This is a genomic window from Bacillus sp. JCM 19034 (genome assembly GCF_001310635.1).
Classification (GTDB): Bacteria; Bacillota; Bacilli; order Bacillales; family Bacillaceae_D; genus Halalkalibacter.
On record NZ_BAXR01000011.1, the window covers coordinates 25477 to 44511 of the forward strand.

The window sequence follows — 19035 nt, forward strand, 5'->3', positions numbered from 1 at the left end:
ATGAGAATAACAAAATATATTATTGAAGTTCATGAAGAAGGAGGGGTATTCATGTCCGTTCTCGATAACTGGGAGCAGTGGAAAGATTTTTTAGGTAATCGTCTCAATCAAGCAACTGAAGAGGGAATGTCTGAAAATGTTGTGTCGGATGTTGCCTACCAAGTTGGAGAATATTTAGCACAGCAAGTTGATCCAAAAAATGAGCAAGAGCGTGTATTAGCTGAATTATGGAAAGTTGCTGATGAAAATGAACAGCATGCAATTGCAAATATGATGGTTAAGCTTGTTCAAAATGAGGGTAATCAATAATTAAAATTAAAAGAAAAAGTGTTCCAAATGGAGCGCTTTTCTTTTTTAAACATGTATGAAATCAACATCTCATTTTTTCTCGAGTATTAGTTATAAAATACGACAAAGTTCTTTCATTTGTTATTAAAATCTATTATGATGAAAGTAAGTAACTACCAACTCGTGTAAAGGATGAAGGAAATGACAGTTAAGGAATGGTACATCGAATACGAAATACAGAAAAATCGCCCAGGTCTACTTGGTGATATTTCCTCATTACTTGGGATGTTGGAGATTAATATTGTTACGATCAACGGAGTAGAAAATAGAAGAAGAGGTATGCTGATTCGAAGCACTCATGATGATCAAGTGATTAGACTTGAATCAATAATACATACGATGGAAGATATCACATTGACGAAGGTTCGTGAGCCAAGAGTGCGAGATCGTCTTGCTATTAGGCATGGACGGTATATTGAACGTGATGCAGATGATAAGAAGATTTTTCGTTTTGTGCGTAATGAATTAGGTTTGTTAGTGGACTTTATGGCGGAGATGTTTAAACGCGAAGGTCACTTCCTCGTTGGTGTAAGAGGAATGCCACGAGTCGGGAAAACGGAATCAATAGTTGCTGCTAGTGTTTGTGCTAATAAGCGTTGGTCATTTATTTCTTCAACACTGTTGCGACAAACAGTTAGAAGTCAATTAGCTGAGGATGAATACACAGATGAGCATATATTTATAATTGATGGCATTGTCACGACGATGCGTTCAACGGAAAAGCACAAAACTCTTGTACGTGATATTATGAGATTACCTGCAGTAAAAGTTGTTGAACATCCTGATATTTTTGTTCGTGAGTCAGAGTATGAATTAGCTGACTTTGATTGTATTATTGAATTACGTAATGATGAAAACGAAGAAATTACATATGATATTGTTGAATCTGGCTTTTCCTCTTTCGATATTAGTTAAGTAGGTAGGTGTTAGGATTGTCTGAATTAGGCCAACATTTAAAGGAAACAAGAGAGCAAAAAAACATTTCGCTTGATGATTTGCAGCGAACGACGAAAATTCAGAAACGTTATTTGTCAGCGATTGAAGAGGGACAATATGATCGTTTGCCAGGTCAATTCTACGCAAGAGCGTTTATAAAAACGTATGCGGAAACGATTGGATTAGATCCTGAAGAGTTATTTGATCAATTTAAACATGAGCTGCCCAATCCGAGGCAGGAAACGGTGCAGGTACCAACACGTTCAAAGAGATCAAATGTTGCAAGACCAAAGAAACGCTCAAAATCTCAACCAGTTTTAACAACACTTCTTACGATTGTGATTCTAGCTATCATTGCAGTTGGTGCTATCATTATCATTCAAAATAATTCCGCTAAAGATGGTGCTGAACAGCCTGATAACAGCAGTAATGTAGAAGGAGAATTTCTTCAATCTGAAGAAGATGATGATAATGAAGTGCCTGAAAACAATCAATCAGATGATTCAGAAGAATCATCTGAAGAAGAGCCAGAACCAGAACCCGATCCAATTGATTTGACGTTTAAAGAGACACAAGGGATCACTTCTTACTATGAACTTTCTGGTGCTTCGTTTGATGATATACGCATTGAAATGATAGGCTCATCATACATTGACATTAAAAACGGCTTAGGGAAAACGTTATATATGTCGAATGAAGGCGAGGATATTGAATTTGATTATTCTGAAGAGGAAGAATTAATTTTTAATTTCGGTCGTTCAATTGATGTAGAGTTATATGTCCATGATCAGTTAGTTGAGTTTCCTTCTGATTCCATACATCAAAAAGTTCATATTACGGTTATTGAAAACGAAGAATAGTTGTCACTATATAGTGGCAGCTTTTTTTCTTTTAAAAGTCAAATGATAGGGAAAGAATTCGAATCATAAATCAGTGGTTAAATGATTTATGAATATGATACAATATGAATGATGTTTTAATCATAGTTGAAGAGAGGGACGATTTTGAATTTACCGAACAAAATTACGATTTCTCGTATATGCTTAATACCTATTTTTATGATCATATTATTAATGCCGCCACTACAAGAAGTATCATTTCTTGGAACAGAGATGGCACTTAATCATCTTTTAGCAGCACTCTTATTTATTTTAGCAGCTGCAACTGATTGGCTCGATGGTTATTATGCAAGGAAGCTAGCTCGTAACGAATTTAGGGAAATTTCTCGACCCGCTAGCTGACAAACTGTTAGTGACAGCAGCATTAATAGGTCTAGTTGAGTTACAGCTATTGCCGGCATGGATGGCAATTGTGATTATCAGTCGTGAATTTGCTGTAACAGGTATCCGTTTAATAGCTGCAGCAGATGGAGTTGTTATTGCTGCAAGCTCGTTAGGGAAATGGAAAACGGTCTCGCAAATTGTTGCGATAGCAGCGTTACTATTACATAACTGGCCGTTTCAACCAATATCTTTCCCTTTTGCCAGTATCGCTATTTGGACTGCGACTGTTTTAACACTACTATCTGGTTATGATTATTTTAAGAAAAATAAGCATGTACTAAAAGGCCAATAATAGGTGGTTATACGATGAATGCTGAAATTATATCTGTCGGCTCTGAATTGCTTTTAGGGCAAATCATTAATACAAATGCAGCATATCTTGCCAAAGAATGTGCTACTTTAGGAATAGATGTTTATTATCAAACAACTGTTGGTGATAATGAGAAGAGGTTGCGTGAAGCCATTGAACAGGCTCAAGGACGTGCGGATTTAATCATATTCACTGGGGGATTAGGGCCGACGAAAGATGATTTGACAAAAGAAACGGTCGCTTCAATTTTAGGAATGAAACTTGTTTACCATCAGCCGTCATTACAGAAAATTGTTGATTTTTTTGAAAAGCGACATATAAAAATGACTGATAATAATAAAAAACAAGCTCTTGTAATTGAAGGTAGTGATGTTTTATTTAATCATTATGGAATGGCACCAGGAATGCTCGTATCAGGTGAAAAACAGCAACGGTTTATTCTGCTACCTGGTCCACCTAAAGAGATGATTCCAATGTTTGAACAGGAGCTACGGCCACAATTCCTAAAAAGTGGCAATAACGACGTAATTGAATCACGTGTATTGCGATTTTTTGGTATTGGAGAGTCTCGATTAGAAACAGAGATTGAAGACTTAATTGAAAAACAAACAAATCCTACGATTGCCCCTTTAGCTGGGGATGGCGAGGTCACGTTACGTTTAACTGTGAAGCACGATAACGAACAAATACGTCAAGAGCGCTTAGACGAGGTGGAACAACAAATATTAAACCGTGTCGGGCTCTATTTTTATGGTTATGGTGATTCGTCAATTGTTGAGCAAACATTTTTGCAATTACAGGAAAAAAAATGTACGATAGCAACAGCGGAGAGTTTTACGGGTGGATTATTTGCAAATCAATTAAGTAGACAGCCTGGAGCTAGTCATGTACTAAAAGGTGGAATTGTTGCCTATGCAACACAATTAAAAAAAGATCTCTTACAAATTTCTAATCAATTAATTGAAAATGAGGGTGTTGTAAGTAGTGAATGTGCTAAAGAAATGGCACAAAAGGTTCAAAAAAAGTGTAATTCCGATATCGGAATTAGCTTCACAGGGGTGGCTGGGCCATCTTCTCAAGAAGGAAAACCAGTGGGAGAAGTGTACATAGGGATTGCCGGCTTAACAGAAGAAGTTATAGCCTATCAACTACACTTGCCAGGAGATAGAAATGATATTGTAAATAAAGCTGTAAAATATGGCTGTTTTTATTTGTTGAACGAATTGAAAAGGTGGAATAAAACAGAATGACAACGAATTTTAATGATTTTCAAATTTCAGAACCAATACAACGTGCGATCAAAGAGATGGGATTCGAAGAGCCTTCTCCAATACAGGAAAAGGCGATCCCTGTTATTCTTCAAGGTGGAGACGTCATTGGTCAAGCTCAAACAGGAACCGGAAAGACAGCAGCTTTCGGCATTCCGGTTGTTGATAAAGTGAAACAAGAACGTTACGTACAAGCCTTGATTTTAACTCCTACACGAGAATTAGCGATTCAAGTGTCAGGTGAATTACAAAAATTATCAGTTCATAAAAAGATTAGAACGCTGCCGATTTATGGTGGACAATCGATTGGACATCAAATTAAGGCATTGAAACAAGGTGTACAAGTGGTTATTGGCACTCCAGGGCGTATTTTAGATCATTTGCGACGCAACACACTGAAGTTAGATCAAGTTCATACGATTGTACTGGATGAGGCTGATGAAATGCTCGATATGGGATTTGTTGACGATATTGAAATGATTTTAAAACAAGTAAATCATAATCGCCAAACGTTACTGTTCTCAGCTACAATGCCTGTTGCGATACGTAAATTGACAAAACGTTATATGAATTCGCCTAAGACGGTTACGATTAATAAAGGAGAAGTGACCGCTCCATTAATTGACCAAATGTATTTTAAAGTGCTAGAGCGTAATAAAATTGACTCGTTATGCCGTATTATTGATAGTGAGGATATAGAACTAGGGATTCTGTTCTGTCGAACTAAAAAGGGAGTAGCGGAGCTTACAGAAGCCTTACAAGCAAGGGGATATTTAGCTGACGGCTTACACGGTGATCTTACACAGTCACAAAGAGACGCGGTAATGAAAAAGTTCCGTGATTCGTCAGTAGAGTTTTTAATTGCAACAGATGTTGCTGCGAGAGGAATAGACGTTGAAAATGTTTCACACGTCATCAATTACGATATTCCGCAAGATCCTGAAAGCTATGTACATCGAATTGGACGGACTGGACGTGCTGGAAAAAAAGGATTAGCGTTAACATTAGTAACACCTAGAGAGATGAAGCATTTACGTTCAATTGAAAAGGAAATTAAAATGACCATTCCTTCTCAAGATGTTCCGACAATTGAAGAGGTAGTCGAAAAGCAACAAAACTCATGGAAGAAATTAATTAGCGATCAAATTGCTGCTGGCGGGAAAGAAAATGAACTTTTTACACCGTTAGTTGAAGAAATCTTACAGGACCATCAAGCAGAATCAGTCATTGCTGCTCTATTGAAAATGAATTTCTCTAGTGATACGTCCCTTGAGGAGTCAGGTTATCAGTTTGGTGAGACTGGTGGAGCCAAGGGCATGGTAAGGTTCTTTATTAATGTTGGACGAAATATTCAATTAACTCCGAAAGTGTTAGTTGATGAGATCTCTGACTTAGTTGGAATACCTACAAAGTCAATTGGGAAAATTGATATTTTCGAGAACTTTACATTTGTTGAAGTGCCTGAAGATGTCGCACCATTTGTCTATGAAGCTTTGCGTTATTCACGCTTAAATGGTGCTAGAGTTAATCTGGAGCCAGCAAAACCTCGTCCAAAAAGAGACCGTAATACACCTTCACGCACGGAACGGTAGTTTCATTTGGAAAAAAGCGTCTAAATCGATGAACATGTCTTTTAGACGCTTTTCTTTTCCAACCTACCATTGCCACCTTATTTCAATCCTTTCTTTTACTCTCTTCTTTCAGTTTAAAAGGTATTTAAAATATTAAGCGAATAAATGTTCGTAAAAACTATTGGCAAAAGAAAGAAAACGAGTTATGATAGTAGTAGATTCTAGAATAAAGAGCAAAGATATTGTTTATATAGAGGAGAGATTAGATAATGAGTGATCGTAAAGCGGCTTTAGATATGGCGTTGCGCCAAATTGAGAAACAGTTTGGGAAAGGCTCGATTATGAAGCTTGGTGAGCAGGCAGAGCAAAGAGTTTCAACGATTTCCAGCGGTGCATTAGCATTGGATATTGCTTTAGGTGTTGGTGGTTATCCTAAAGGGCGTGTTATTGAAGTATATGGACCTGAATCGTCTGGTAAAACAACTGTCGCCCTTCATGCTATTGCAGAGATTCAACGGAACGGTGGGCAAGCCGCATTTATTGATGCTGAGCATGCACTCGACCCGGTATATGCACAGAAGTTAGGGGTAAATATCGATGAATTATTGCTCTCTCAACCTGATACAGGGGAACAGGCGTTAGAAATTGCCGAAGCACTTGTTCGAAGTGGTGCAGTGGATATGATTGTAATCGATAGTGTGGCTGCACTTGTTCCTAAAGCTGAAATTGAAGGTGAGATGGGAGATAGTCATGTCGGTTTACAAGCACGTTTAATGTCGCAAGCGTTACGTAAATTATCTGGTGCTATTAACAAATCTAAGACGATTGCGATATTTATTAACCAAATTCGTGAAAAAGTCGGTGTCATGTTCGGTAATCCTGAGACAACTCCTGGTGGTCGAGCGTTGAAATTCTATTCTTCTGTCAGACTTGAAGTTCGTCGAGCAGAAACACTTAAACAAGGAAACGATATGGTAGGAAATAAGACAAAAATTAAAATTGTCAAAAATAAGGTTGCACCTCCATTTAAGGTAGCAGAGGTTGATATTATGTATGGGGAAGGGATCTCTCGAGAAGGATCTATTTTGGATATGGCAGCCGAACTTGACATTGTACAAAAAAGTGGTGCTTGGTATTCATTTGAAGGAGAAAAGATGGGACAAGGTCGTGAAAATGCGAAGCAATTCCTAAAAGAAAATGCAGATTTAACAGAGACGATTGAAGGAATGATTCGCGATCATTATGGCATTAATGGCGAGGTACAAGTAGCTCCGCCTTCCGATGAGGAATTTGAAGAAGTGCCATTTGATTTAAAATAATCAGATGAAAAATGGGATTGCTGAAGGTATGTTAAGTCAATTATGACTGGGCATACCTTTTAATTCCTTTTTAAAAAAGTTGAGCAATATTGCACGACGCTTTTAAGAAAGGGAGATTGTGAAATGAAATTTTTATATGTAACAGACTCTCATATTCGTGGTACTACCCCAAAAAATAGACTAGATAGTTACGTAGATACATTAAAAACGAAGCTACAAGAAGTGATATCGATTGCTAATCAAGAATGTGTTGATCTCATTTTGCATGGTGGTGATGTATTTGATCGACCGGACTTATCTCCTAATGTTGTTGGGCAATTTGCGAGAATTTTCAAAAAATCTAATGCGCCTATTTACGTTGTTGCGGGCAATCATGACACGTTTGGGCATAACCCTGACACGTTATCTAGAACAATGCTAGGGTTAATGGATTCATTTGGTGTAATGACTGTTATTCATCCAGAAGAGCCACTAATGATACATGACGAAGAATGTGTCATCCAAATTAGCGGTCAACCGTACCATTATGATCTTGATCAGCGTGACCCTAAATTAGATTATTACCCTAAAAGAGCTGAACATGTCGACGTTGCCATACATATCGTTCATAGTATGCTCGTAGAAAAAGCACTACCAGAAGGAGTCGCTCATACGTTAATCGACCATATTTGGGGAACAACAGCGGACATTATCTTAACAGGACATTTCCACGGGGGATTTGGCATTAAAGAGAAAAACGGTAAATTCATTTGTAATCCAGGAGCACTAGCCAGGGTTAATAATCACTGGTCTGAAATAAACCGTAAACCTAAAGTGATCATTGGTGAAGTGAAGAATGGAAAGATTCAACTCTGTGAACAAACGCTTGAGAATGCTGAAGACGGAGATCAAGTTTTAGATCGTTCATTTTTAGAAAAGGCACTTCACCAAGAAGAAAAGCTGCATTCCTTTGTACAGCAAGTGAAAGAAGCTTCACAGTTTCAATCACTAAATATGGGTGATATTATTAAGGAAATTGCTTCATTACAAAATGTAGAAGAAAAGGTACGACAAGAAGCCTTACGGAGAATGACGTTGGTTGAAGAGAAGTGGAAGGATGGTCAATATGAATAACATCCGGTCAGTACATATTGAGAATTTTCAATCACATCTTGATACGTATATCGAGTTTGACAATGGCTTAAATATGATTGTTGGGCAATCAGATAGTGGGAAAACAGCGATTATTCGTGCGATTCGTTGGGCCTTATTTAACCAACCAAAAGGTACGGACTTCTTAAGGGTATCAGCTGATTTTGTCAGAGTAACTGTCACATTATCAAATGATACAATCATTTGCCGTGAACGAACCTCCTCCAAAAACCGTTATTCGATTAAACGTCCAGAACAAGATGATTTGATTTTAGAAGGGTTTGGTTTTTCTGTACCTCACGAGGTGTTGGAAGCTCATGGAATGGGGCATCTACGCGTCGATACTGACCGGGATTTAGCACTCCATGTTTCTCAGCAGCTAGACGGGCCTTTTTTACTTGAGGAAACGAGTTCAACTAGAGCGAAAGTACTTGGGCGAATTAGCGGAGCTCATTATTTGGATATGGCAATAAGGCAAACGTCAAGAGATGTATCGCAGCTTAATCAACGTGTCCGCCACGAAGAAGAGGCGATTGAGAAGCTTGAAAAGGAGCTTGAACCATATGCGAATGTTGACCAATTAAAAAAGGAGCTAGACAATGTTTCCCATAAAATAAGCGAAATTTCAATTCTAATAGAAAAAAAGCAACAGCTAGAACGTATTTCTAATTTAATGAAACAAATGACAGAAGAAGAAGTTGTACAAAGTAGAAATAAAAAGCTTGTCCAACATGTTCACGAGTGGGAAGCGGTCGTATCACAACTTGAAGTAAGTACAACAAAATATCAAGCTTTTGTTCGCTTACAAACTAGATATAATCAATTGCAAGATAGCATGGAGAAGTGCTTGCTCTGGATCGAAAAAACAAAAGATGTAATGAAAGCTAATGAAAATACTCACAGTCTAGATCGTATTTTGAAAAAAGCAAATCGTTTAATGCAACTCCAACAACTTTCTAAAAAAGTTAGTGAACAACATCAAAAACAAATACAATCAGTACAATTGACTTCATTTTTAAGTGAGATTGAGGATAACCTCGTTGATGAAATTAATCAGAAAAAGAGCAATTGAACGTTTTCAGTCGTTTTAAAATGAGGTTGGATACGAGAAATAATGAGATCAATAAAGTACACCAATTTATTTCGCAACTTCCAGAAATTGAGTTGATTTTGGATAATATAGCTATCATTGAAAATAGAACAAGTCAGCTGCAAAAATTAAAATCTACCCATTCATCATTGATAGAATACGAGCGGAGAATAAAAGAAGGAATTGCCTTCATTAAATCGCAAATGGAGGTAATTGAGACGTATGAACAAGAGAGAATGGAACTGCTTTTGAAAAAGGGAACGTGCCCAACCTGTGGCAAAAATATGAAAAATCTAGATCACCATCATTTTAATTAACGAAGGAGGACTTTTGTTTATGTCGATTGAACAACAGCTAACACAAATGAAACAAGCAATTGAAAAAGCAAAAGATATGAAATATCGAGCAGAAGCAAAATTAGAAGAATTAGAAAATCAAAAATCAAGGTTACTAGAGGAGCTCGAAGATTTAGGAGTAAAGCCTGAAGAACTTGATAGTGAAATCATGCGATTAGAGCAAACAATTGAGCAGACATTAAAGGAAACATGGGAATTAATCCCGAAAGAATTGATCGACCATGAACGTTAATGACGTGCATGAACGCTATTTGAGATTGCAGAATAAATACGAAGAAGCACGAACGAAATGGAATCGTCTTGATGAGCGTAGACGGTTACTAGAAGAGCAAATAGCAATCAAGAAAGCGGAACTAGATTCTTATTTTGAGGCGGTCGATACGTACGAGAAGGCACGGGTGCTGCTACAGCAGTCTGCTGAATACGCTCGGGAGCAAGCAAAGCAGCAAATTGAAACACTGGTGACGAACGCCCTTCAATATGTGTTCGGTCCGTTATTTTCATTCCAAATAGAAATCGATGAGCATGGTGCTAAGCCGATAGCAGAGTTTTATGTTGTATCAGAATACGAAGGGATAATAGTGAAAACAAAACCACAAGATGCACGCGGTGGCGGTGTTGTTGATATTGTAACTTTAGCCCTTCGCGTGGCATTGATTGAAACGATTCACCCTAAACGCGAGGGTCCTTTATTATTAGATGAACCAGGTAAACATGTTTCAGGAGAATATGTCTATGCTCTATATGAATTTTTAAAGTCACTAAGCACGATGTTTAATCGACAAATTATTATGATTACACACAATTATCATTTGGCACAATCAGGCGATCGAGCATATGAAGTTCAAATGAGGGATGGTGTTAGTGAGGTTTCAAACGTTGACTAGCTTGACAATGGTTAACTTGAGCTTTAAAATTAAGAAGAATGCGGTTATTACAACTTTTTTTTTCGATTAATCGCGATCATTTTATTTTATGTTTCATGATAGTATGAAATTTGACACCCAACAATTAGATAGCAAGAGGAGGTGAAAGAGTGAGTTTTGAGATAGATATAATCCTCTTCTCCGCTTTGCTTGTTGTCTCTGCAATCGTATTTGCAGTTGTTGGATATCTTGTTCGAAGATCCATTGCAGAAGCCAAAATTACTAGTGCGGAATTTGCGGCGAAACAAATTGTGGAAGATGCGAAACGTGATGCTGAAGCGAGTAAAAAAGAAGCCATCCTTGAAGTTAAGGATGAAGCTCATAAAATACGTACTGAAGCAGAACGTGAAGTTCGTGAACGCAGAAATGAGATTCAAAAACAAGAGAATCGTTTGGTTCAAAAAGAAGAGATTCTTGACCGGAAAAGTGAAACCTTAGATAAGAAAGAGGAATCTTTGGAAAAAAGGGAGGAATCTCTCACCAAAAAACAACGCCAAATTGAAGAGATGGAAAACAAAGTGGAGGAGATTCGGAAGCAACAACAATTAGAACTTGAACGTGTATCCGGATTAACCCGCGAAGAAGCTCGTGATGCTATTCGTCATGAGTTAGAGCAAGAGCTAGCTCACGAAACAGCTCATATGATTAAAGAACGAATGGTTGAAGCGAAGGATGAAGCCGATAAAAAAGCGAAGGACATTTTATCGTTAGCCATTCAACGTTGCTCAGCTGATCACGTTGCTGAATCAACTGTTTCGGTTGTTTCACTTCCTAATGATGAGATGAAAGGCCGTATTATTGGGCGTGAAGGCCGGAATATTCGTGCACTTGAAACGTTAACAGGAATTGATTTAATTATTGATGACACGCCAGAAGCAGTTATCTTATCTGGTTTTGATCCGATTAGAAGGGAAATTGCTCGAACTGCTCTTGAAAAGTTAGTACAGGATGGAAGAATTCATCCGGCACGTATTGAGGAAATGGTAGATAAATCTCGTCGTGAAGTGGATGAACTAATTCGAGAGTATGGAGAACAAACAACCTTTGAAATGGGAATTCATGGGTTACATCCTGATTTAATCAAAATTTTAGGTCGTTTAAAATTTAGAACGAGCTATGGTCAAAATGTGTTGAAGCATTCAATGGAGGTCGCCCATTTAGCTGGTTTAATGGCTTCAGAGCTTGGGGAAGATGTGAAGCTGGCTAAGCGAGCTGGATTGTTGCATGATATCGGGAAAGCGATTGACCATGAAGTAGAAGGAAGTCATGTAGAAATTGGAGTAGAGCTCGCGACGAAATATAAAGAGCATCCTACTGTCATTAATGCGATTGCTTCTCATCATGGAGATACGGCGTCTACTTCAATTATTTCGACATTAGTCGCTGCCGCTGATGCTTTATCTGCTGCTCGTCCGGGAGCTAGAAGGGAAACGCTTGAAACGTATATTCGTCGTCTCGAGAAGTTAGAGGAGATTTCGGAGTCGTTTGAAGGTGTCGAAAAAACGTACGCGATTCAAGCAGGACGTGAAGTAAGAATTCTCGTTCGTCCTGATGTCGTAGACGATGCCCTTGCCCATAAGTTAGCTCGTGATATTACGAAAAAAATTGAGGAAGAATTAGATTATCCAGGTCATATTCGGGTTACAGTCATTCGAGAGACGAGAGCAGTTGAATATGCTAAGTAAAGTGGCGACTTGTCGCCACTTTCTTTTATAGATTATTACATTTAGTTAGGAGTTTTTATGAGAATATTATTTATTGGTGATGTATACGGAGCACCGGGGCGGCAAATGATCCAAGAATATACGGCAAAGTTAAAAAAGCAATATAAGCCGACAATAACGATTATTAATGGAGAAAATGCAGCATCAGGTAAAGGGATTACGGAGAAAATTTATAAAGGTTTTTTAGATGCAGGTGCACAGGTCATTACGCTAGGGAATCATACGTGGGATAATCGGGGAATTTTCGAATTTATTGAAAATGCGAAACATATCGTACGCCCAGCAAATTATCCTGAAGGAACCCCTGGAAAAGGGTATACATTTCATCGCTATAATGATCTAGAAATTGCCGTTGTTAATTTAATGGGGAGAACATTTCTGCCCGCAATTGATTGTCCGTTTAAACGAGCAGATGAAATTATTCAGGAAGTTTCAAAAAGAACACCGTTTATTTTTGTCGACTTTCATGCTGAAGCGACAAGCGAAAAGCAAGCAATGGGTTGGTATTTAGACGGGAGGGTTAGTGCCGTTGTTGGTACTCATACTCATGTTCAAACAGCGGATGAGCGTATCTTAGAAAAAGGAACGGCCTATCTAACAGATGTTGGGATGACTGGACCATATGACGGTATTTTAGGTGTTGATCGTGAGGCTGTTCTTCAGAAATTTCTTACCCAATTACCTGTTCGTTTTGAAGTTGCTGAAGGAAGAAAGCAGTTAAGTGCAGTTGTCATTGATTTAGATGGTAAAACAGGATTGGCAAAAAATATAACCCGCATTCAAATTAATGATGACCAGCCTGTAAGTATGCATGACTAAAGTCTTTAATCAAAACGAATAGAGTTAATAAGAGTTGTACCGGCTTCACTTTCACTCACTGTTTAAGATAAATAATGCTTTTGGTACATCTCTAGCTTTGGGTATTTAGCGAAACCACATTTCTTCAAAAGGTGGTTTCTTTTTATTTTACAATTCGTTTTAGATGCAGTGGGAGTTGCTTGTTTGTCATATAATCTCATCAAATCTGATAGATTGGATATAAAAGAATATATCCTAAGTTAGTTTGTCACTTGTGATAAAAGATTGCAAGTCATCTTCTATTGGCAGCCTACTATTTGTTTTTAAGAAGGTATCCTTATATTCGCTCGTTTCGAATCGTTGCTGCTGTTTTTGAAAAATCGTGATGGTATTTTCAAATATTTTTGGAATATGATTTGCTTTGCTGAAATAAAATGAATTAGATATTGCATCTCGTATGCGTGGATGATCCCAACATACAGTCGTCATCATAAAAAACTAGGACCGATGGACAACCTAACGTATCGTTTAAGAGGAGGTACTCGAAATGGAAGTCTTAAAAGTTTCGGCAAAATCTACTCCAAATTCTGTAGCTGGTGCTCTAGCTGGTGTAATTCGAGAGAGGGGTGCTGCAGAGATTCAAGCTATTGGTGCAGGAGCCTTGAATCAGTCGATAAAAGCAATTGCGATCGCTCGTGGCTTTGTAGCACCTAGTGGAATTGAGCTAGTATGTATTCCTGCATTCACCGATATTGAAATAGAAGGTGAAGAACGGACAGCAATGAAATTAATTGTAGAACCGAGGTAGCAAAATATGTCACCGCAAATCTTGTAAAGTCACTTAACTATTGATCAGAGTTAAGGGCTTTTTTTTGAAAATCAATGAAGTATCGGATTCTTTTCAAAATTGAGACTCTTCTAACCTTGCATTATTTTCAAAAACAAACTATTATAAGGACGTTTAGTATCAAATTGAGCCAATATAAAAAATGAGTAAAGGTTATGTTACGATTATAATTAAATTATTGAAAACTGGAAAAGGTTTTGATGATTGATAGAGACAATGAGGAGTGGAGCAAGCGTGAGAGAGCAATTGTCATGGAAGGTTGGCGGACAGCAAGGGGAAGGTATCGAGAGTACTGGGGAAATTTTTGCTGCTGCTTTAAATCGTTTAGGATATTTTTTATATGGATATAGACATTTTTCTTCAAGAATTAAAGGTGGGCATACGAATAATAAAATTCGTGTCAGCACAACGCCTGTTCATTCAATTTCTGATGATTTGACGATTTTAGTTGCTTTTGATCAGGAAACGATTGATGTGAACATCCATGAATTGAGTAAGGACGGAATTATTTTAGCTGATGCTAAATTCAAGCCTGTCCTACCAAGTGACTATGAGGTTCGGTTAATTGTTATTCCATTTACGGAAATAGCAAAGGAATTAGGTACAACTTTAATGAAAAATATGGTTGCAGTAGGAGCGACTAGTGCGATCATTGGACTTCAAGCTGATGCGTATAAGAATGTCGTTGAAGATCTGTTCCTTCGTAAAGGAGAATCAGTCGTCGAGAAAAATATGGAAGCGATTCAAGCAGGGGCTAAATACGTCCGTGAAGAAGCAGAAGATGTACTACAAGGCTACCAGTTAGCAGCAGCAGACGGAAAAAACGTATGTTCATGATTGGTAATGATGCAATCGGTCTTGGTGCCATTGCAGCAGGTAGCCGATTCATGGCAGCTATCCAATTACACCGGCATCAGAAATTATGGAATATTTAATCAAGAAATTACCTCAATTTGGTGGAACAGTCATTCAGACTGAAGATGAAATAGCAGCATGTACGATGGCAATTGGTGCGAACTATGCTGGAGCTCGTGCATTTACAGCATCTGCCGGACCAGGTTTATCGCTTATGGCTGAAGCGATTGGTTTAGCAGGTATGACCGAACAGCCACTAGTCATTGTTGATACACAACGAGGGGGTCCGAGTACTGGTTTACCGACAAAGCAAGAGCAATCGGATTTAATGGCACTCCTCTATAGTACTCATGGCGATATTCCAAAGATCGTTATGGCTCCAAGTACGGTAGAAGAAGCATTTTATGATACAGTTGAAGCGTTTAATCTAGCGGAAGAATATCAATGCCCGGTCATTTTGGTAACTGATTTAGCATTATCATTAGGGAAGCAATCGGTTGAACCATTGGAGTATCATAAATTCGAAGTTCGTAGAGGAACGATTGAAACGGAAGAAACAATTTCTGAACGGGAAGATAAGTCTTATTATAAACGATATGAAGTAACAAAATCAGGTGTATCCAATCGTGTCTTACCTGGTACAAAAAATGGTATTCATCACGTTACGGGTGTTGAACACGATGAAACTGGAATGCCTTCAGAGCTTCCAGAAAATCGACAGCAACAAATGGATAAACGGCTGCGCAAACTTAATCAGTTAAGTGATCGTTTTAAACAACCGTTATTTATTGACAGTCGGTATGATGAGGCTGATTTACTTGTTATTGGTGTAAATTCAACACGAGGTACGATTCAAGAAGTACTTTCACGCTTAACGGTTGATCAGGTGAAGGCCAATCATGTTCAGGTTCGTTTATTGCATCCTTTTCCTAAGGAAGAGCTTGAAAAGGAAATGAAAAAAGCGAAAAAGGTCGTAGTTGTTGAGCATAATGCAACAGGGCAGCTTGCTTCTATTATTAAAATGAATGTTGCCAAAGCCAATATTGAAAGCATTCTGAAATATGACGGGAATCCGTTTCTACCTGACGAACTACATCAAGCATGCAAGGAGTTGGTTTAAATGGCTACATTTAAAGAGTTTCGTAATAAAGTAAAGCCGAACTGGTGTCCAGGCTGTGGCGATTTTTCAGTTCAAGCAGCGATTCAAAGAGCAGCAGGAAACATAGGATTAGAACCAGAAGACGTAGCAGTCGTATCTGGCATCGGCTGTTCTGGCCGAATATCGGGCTATATTCATTCCTACGGGTTTCATGGTGTGCATGGTCGAGCCCTTCCAATTGCTCAAGGTGTAAAAATGGCGAATCGAGATCTAACGGTAATTGCTTCAGGTGGAGATGGAGATGGATTTGCGATCGGTATGGGGCATACCATCCATGCGATCCGGAGAAATATTGATGTGACATATATTGTCATGGACAATCAAATTTACGGTTTGACGAAGGGGCAAACCTCTCCTAGAAGTGAAATGGGCTTTAAAACGAAAAGTACGCCAGGCGGATCGATTGAATCAGCACTTAACGTAATGGAAATGGCACTAACAGCGGGAGCAACGTTTGTTGCCCAAAGCTTTTCAAGTGACTTAAAAGGGTTAACAGCTTTAATTGAAGAAGGGATTAATCATAAAGGCTTTTCATTAATTAATGTATTTAGTCCGTGTGTCACGTTTAATAAAGTGAACACATATGAGTGGTTTAAAGAAAATTTAACTAAATTAAGCGATATAGACGGTTACGATCCAACGAATCGTATGAATGCGATGCAAACGTTAATGGAGCACAATGGTCTAGTAACTGGTTTGATTTATCAAAATAAAGAACAACCTTCTTATCAACAATTAATTCCAGGCTACGATGAGCAGCCTTTAGCGAAAAAAGATCTCACGTTGAATGAAGAGACCTTTCATGAATTAATAAAAGAATTTATGTAAGCGATAGTAGACGAAAAACGGCCTTTGCCGTTTTTCTTTTGATAGGAAACATATGAGGAGCACTTCCTTATTGTGTAGTGGAACTAAAGAAGTTATAATTACTTATTGTATGTTTGGTTTCTATTTGTTATACGTATGAAAGGAGAGCTAACATGAATGAAGAACAACGTTAGGTAAATCTACAGCTGATGAAAAAGGTGCTACGCAGGACTTAAAATCCTCTGGCAGTAGCCAAAAAGATTACAGCAAATATTTTGATTTTTCAAATGTAAAAGTTGTTTCTGAAGATGAAAATAAGAAAGTCATCCGTATTGATGGAAGAGATATATCAATCTTAGAGCAACCTGATTATCGTCAAGGGAAAAGAAGAGGAAAAGAAGATGTTCAAGTTATTCGTCCTGAAAGCTTAATTCCTGATAAAATGAAGGGAATAGGTGCAGGGAAGAAATTTCTCATCCGGACGTATGGTTGTCAAATGAATACACATGATTCAGAAAATATGGCGGGCTTGTTACTTGAAATGGGCTTTGAATCAACAGAAGTATCAGAAGAAGCAGATGTGATTTTGTTAAATACTTGTGCAATTCGTGAAAATGCTGAAAATAAAGTTTTTGGTGAAATTGGAAATCTAAAACCGCTAAAGTTAGAACGTCCAGAACTGATTATTGGTGTATGTGGCTGTATGTCGCAAGAAGAAAATGTTGTGAATAGAATTATGCAAAAGCATCAGCATATTGACTTAATTTTCGGTACACATAATATTCACCGCCTTCCACACTTGCTCCATGATGCGATATTAGGCAAAGAAATGGTCATAGAAGTTTGGTCAAAAGAGGGCGATATCGTTGAGAATATGCCACGTGCTCGTCAAGGAAAAACACAAGCATGGGTAAACATTATGTACGGCTGTGATAAATTCTGTACGTATTGTATTGTTCCATATACGCGTGGAAAAGAACGAAGTCGATTGCCAGAGGATATTATCGCTGAAGTTAGAGATTTGGCACGGCAAGGATATAAAGAAATTACGTTACTAGGGCAAAACGTTAATGCTTACGGTAAAGACTTAGATTTTGAATATGGACTTGGTCAATTAATGGATGAGATTCATAAAATTGATATTCCTCGTGTTCGATTTACAACGAGTCATCCGCGTGATTTTGACGATCATTTAATCCAAGTGCTATCAAAAGGTGGGAATTTAGTCGAGCATATACATCTACCAGTTCAACACGGTAGCTCAGCTATCCTAAAGTTAATGGCGAGAAAGTACACTCGACAACAGTATTTAGATTTGGCCCATAAAATTAAAATGGCGATTCCGAATGCTTCGTTTACGACAGATTTAATTGTCGGATTCCCAAATGAAACGGAAGAGCAGTTTGAAGAAACGTTATCGCTCGTTCGTGAAATTGAATTTGATAGTGCTTATACGTACATTTATTCACCACGTGAAGGGACGCCTGCGGCAAAAATGAAAGACAACGTCCCAATGGAAGTTAAGCGTGAACGATTAGCACGCTTAAATGCTTTAGTTAACGAGATTTCTGCTAAGAAAAATGTTGCGTATCAAGACAAAATAGTTGAGGTGCTTGTTGAAGGTGAAAGTAAGAAAAATCCGGATGTGCTAGCAGGCAGAACGCGTACGAATCGCCTTGTAAACTTTACAGGTCCAAAATCAGTTATCGGGGAAATCGTATATGTAAAGGTTACGGAAGCAAAAACATGGTCATTATCAGGTGAAATGGTCGAAATGGCGGAGGTGCAGTCATGACAACAAAATATTCTAGAGAAGAAATTCGTGATAAAGCAACAGAGTTAGCAAAGATGATGGCTGAAACGGAAGAAATTGATTTCTTTAAGCGTGCTGAAAAGCAAATTAATGAGCATGTAAAGGTACAAGAATTAATTGCTAAAATAAAAAAGCTTCAAAAAGAAGCGGTGAACTTGCAGCATTACGGTAAATCAGAAGCATTAAAAGAGGTTGAGGCTAAGATCGATATGTTACATGATGAGGTAGACCAAATACCACTTGTACAAGAATTTAAACAAAGTCAACTAGAAGTAAATGAATTGCTTCAAATGGTATCAAATACGATCTCTAAATCAGTAACAGATGAAATCATTACATCAATGGGCGGAGACCTTTTAAAGCGTAGAACGACGAAAAGTCCATTCGATAGCTGTCAATAAATCATAAGCTACTAATAACAGAGGATAACTCTCTGTGTTAGTAGCTTTTTTATTGTTCATTTGTAAGGGAGAGTAATCGAGGTCAACATTCAA

17 protein-coding genes and 2 pseudogenes are annotated in these 19035 nt (G+C 38.0%); all 19 read left to right on the top strand.

From position 1 onward, the window contains the following. Positions 1-51: 51 nt before the first annotated feature. Positions 52-309 carry a DUF3243 domain-containing protein gene (locus JCM19034_RS14510; protein WP_062050836.1) on the top strand — a complete coding sequence of 86 codons (258 nt, stop codon included), beginning with the start codon at positions 52-54 and terminating at the stop codon, positions 307-309. 180 nt (positions 310-489) lie between these two features. Further along, on the top strand, positions 490-1263 hold the full coding sequence (locus JCM19034_RS14515) for a DUF3388 domain-containing protein (protein WP_062050837.1): 774 nt from the start codon (positions 490-492) through the stop codon (positions 1261-1263). An 8-nt stretch (positions 1264-1271) separates the two neighbouring features. Further along, positions 1272-2144 carry a RodZ family helix-turn-helix domain-containing protein gene (locus tag JCM19034_RS14520; RefSeq protein WP_082394089.1) on the top strand — a complete coding sequence of 291 codons (873 nt, stop codon included), beginning with the start codon at positions 1272-1274 and terminating at the stop codon, positions 2142-2144. Between the two features lie 144 nt (positions 2145-2288). Continuing rightward, a pseudogene (gene pgsA / locus JCM19034_RS14525) lies at positions 2289-2859 on the top strand (CDP-diacylglycerol--glycerol-3-phosphate 3-phosphatidyltransferase). Between the two features lie 14 nt (positions 2860-2873). After that, the gene (locus JCM19034_RS14530; protein WP_062050841.1) at positions 2874-4127 is read left to right on the top strand and encodes a competence/damage-inducible protein A; all 1254 of its coding nucleotides are present in this window, start codon (positions 2874-2876) and stop codon (positions 4125-4127) included. Then, a complete protein-coding gene (locus tag JCM19034_RS14535; protein ID WP_062050842.1) occupies positions 4124-5737 on the top strand; it encodes a DEAD/DEAH box helicase in 1614 nt (537 codons plus the stop codon). Before JCM19034_RS14530 ends, JCM19034_RS14535 begins: the two co-directional genes overlap by 4 nt. A gap of 248 nt (positions 5738-5985) precedes the next feature. Beyond that, positions 5986-7035 carry a recombinase RecA gene (gene recA, locus JCM19034_RS14540; protein WP_062050844.1) on the top strand — a complete coding sequence of 350 codons (1050 nt, stop codon included), beginning with the start codon at positions 5986-5988 and terminating at the stop codon, positions 7033-7035. Between the two features lie 123 nt (positions 7036-7158). Beyond that, complete coding sequence (locus JCM19034_RS14545) at positions 7159-8148, top strand: exonuclease SbcCD subunit D (protein ID WP_062050846.1); 990 nt, start codon at positions 7159-7161, stop codon at positions 8146-8148. Then, on the top strand, positions 8141-9238 hold the full coding sequence (locus JCM19034_RS14550) for an AAA family ATPase (RefSeq protein ID WP_062050848.1): 1098 nt from the start codon (positions 8141-8143) through the stop codon (positions 9236-9238). The genes JCM19034_RS14545 and JCM19034_RS14550 overlap by 8 nt, the downstream gene beginning before the upstream one ends. Positions 9239-9258: 20 nt before the next feature. Continuing rightward, the gene (locus JCM19034_RS14555) at positions 9259-9573 is read left to right on the top strand and encodes a hypothetical protein (protein WP_156323996.1); all 315 of its coding nucleotides are present in this window, start codon (positions 9259-9261) and stop codon (positions 9571-9573) included. 19 nt (positions 9574-9592) lie between these two features. Continuing rightward, positions 9593-9844, top strand: coding sequence for a hypothetical protein (locus JCM19034_RS14560; protein ID WP_062050852.1), 252 nt, complete (start codon positions 9593-9595; stop codon positions 9842-9844). Next, positions 9834-10499, top strand: coding sequence for a hypothetical protein (locus JCM19034_RS14565; RefSeq protein WP_062050854.1), 666 nt, complete (start codon positions 9834-9836; stop codon positions 10497-10499). Before JCM19034_RS14560 ends, JCM19034_RS14565 begins: the two co-directional genes overlap by 11 nt. A 161-nt stretch (positions 10500-10660) precedes the next feature. Continuing rightward, on the top strand, positions 10661-12223 hold the full coding sequence (rny, locus tag JCM19034_RS14570; RefSeq protein WP_062050925.1) for a ribonuclease Y: 1563 nt from the start codon (positions 10661-10663) through the stop codon (positions 12221-12223). Positions 12224-12280: 57 nt separating this feature from the next. Next, the gene (locus JCM19034_RS14575) at positions 12281-13081 is read left to right on the top strand and encodes a TIGR00282 family metallophosphoesterase (protein WP_062050855.1); all 801 of its coding nucleotides are present in this window, start codon (positions 12281-12283) and stop codon (positions 13079-13081) included. 526 nt (positions 13082-13607) lie between these two features. Further along, complete coding sequence (locus JCM19034_RS14580; RefSeq protein ID WP_035343845.1) at positions 13608-13868, top strand: stage V sporulation protein S; 261 nt, start codon at positions 13608-13610, stop codon at positions 13866-13868. Positions 13869-14141: 273 nt separating this feature from the next. Next, positions 14142-15882, top strand: a pseudogene (locus JCM19034_RS14585) (2-oxoacid:acceptor oxidoreductase subunit alpha). Next, complete coding sequence (locus tag JCM19034_RS14590; protein ID WP_062050857.1) at positions 15883-16749, top strand: 2-oxoacid:ferredoxin oxidoreductase subunit beta; 867 nt, start codon at positions 15883-15885, stop codon at positions 16747-16749. Positions 16750-17053: 304 nt separating this feature from the next. Next, the gene (gene miaB, locus JCM19034_RS14595; RefSeq protein ID WP_231686974.1) at positions 17054-18523 is read left to right on the top strand and encodes a tRNA (N6-isopentenyl adenosine(37)-C2)-methylthiotransferase MiaB; all 1470 of its coding nucleotides are present in this window, start codon (positions 17054-17056) and stop codon (positions 18521-18523) included. Beyond that, a complete protein-coding gene (locus JCM19034_RS14600) occupies positions 18520-18942 on the top strand; it encodes a RicAFT regulatory complex protein RicA family protein (RefSeq protein ID WP_062050859.1) in 423 nt (140 codons plus the stop codon). Before miaB ends, JCM19034_RS14600 begins: the two co-directional genes overlap by 4 nt. Positions 18943-19035: the final 93 nt, after the last annotated feature.